Raw genomic sequence first — 1,179 nt, forward strand, 5'->3', positions numbered from 1 at the left:
TCTAAGTAGGTAGGCGAGAAAATTTATAGCTATGTAACGAAAGCTTAATCACAAGCAATAGAGTTAAATTTTACACGCTGCGTACTATAGTTTCCTTTTTCTCCCCTAGTAGTAACGCCATCAATGACTGCATAGGCAAGGTCTAACTCATCATCAAATATTTGCCCAGATAGCTCATCTTTTTTAAGGTGTTGCCATTCCAATTCAATTGGGTTCATTTCAGAGCAGTATTTTGGTAAAAAGAAGATATACAAACCCTGCCTCTCCCATTTCGACCACAGATCTTGTACTTCTTTGCATCGGTGGATTGGCCCGTTATCCTGCACAATTACCCTTGTACGTCCAGTTTTTTCGGCATCAGCTGCTTCAAGTTCCATCATTTGGATATAAGACTTGCGGTCAACACCCCCAATAACCAAACCATAAACAAAACTAATTATTGGTTGAAGAAATCCGATAATACTTAATCTACGACCACGACGCTTTTTTTGTTCTAAACGTTTTTGTTCACCTCTGAAGTAATAGGTGTAACCTGGCTCGCTCCATACACAAAACCCTGACTCATCAAGATACTTTAGATCGATTTCTCCCGATGCTGCGGCTAATTCCAGCATATCTAAATCTGCTTGCTTCTTAGCTCTGGCTATCGGGTCTTGTTTTCCTTTGTGGCACATCAAAAGCCCGCTTCCATTTGATCCCCTTTTTTTGAGTACCCGTCTTAATCTGTCGGGACTTAATTTCACGTTGCGATCGCAATAAAGTTTTTTAGCTAATTGAGGACTGTTGTATGTGCGTGCTTCTTTCTTAAGACATTCTTCCAAAAACACTATATCCTCTTCTTTCCATTTGCTCTTTCCCCCTCGCCCAGGTAGTTCCCAAAGCCCTTCTAGACCATGCTTTTTCCATTTGTGCAAAACCTCTCTTACTGTCTGTGGAGTCCAATTTAAATGACCTGCTATTTTTTCCACATACCAGCCATGTGCGTTTAATCTGATTACTTCCGCTCGGTCTTTAACTTTTTGGGGTACATCTGCTGTTCTTAGGGTTAATAGAGTTTGGTCTTGCTCACGAGTCAGGAATACCCTTAAACGAGCGCCCATGTTTTAGCTACCTCGGTAAATATATTCTCCGTATTTACTTATCTTCACATAGTTTGGTTTTTTCATGCCTACTTACTTA

Annotated in this window: 1 protein-coding gene; it reads right to left on the reverse strand. The window is 40.5% G+C overall.

Going from position 1 to position 1,179, the window contains the following annotated elements:
• Positions 1–44 precede the first annotated feature (44 nt).
• Complete coding sequence (locus VB740_RS18185) at positions 45–1,100, reverse strand: IS630 family transposase (protein ID WP_323201356.1); 1,056 nt, start codon at positions 1,098–1,100, stop codon at positions 45–47.
• Positions 1,101–1,179 lie beyond the last annotated feature (79 nt).

Origin of the sequence: Nostoc sp. UHCC 0251 (assembly GCF_034932245.1) — a bacterium.
Classification (GTDB): domain Bacteria; phylum Cyanobacteriota; class Cyanobacteriia; order Cyanobacteriales; family Nostocaceae; genus Nostoc.

Excerpts from the sequence above, each read along its gene's own strand:
- VB740_RS18185 (WP_323201356.1), bottom strand. The coding sequence starts at position 1,100 with ATGGGCGCTCGTTTAAGGGTATTCCTGACTCGTGAGCAAGACCAAACT.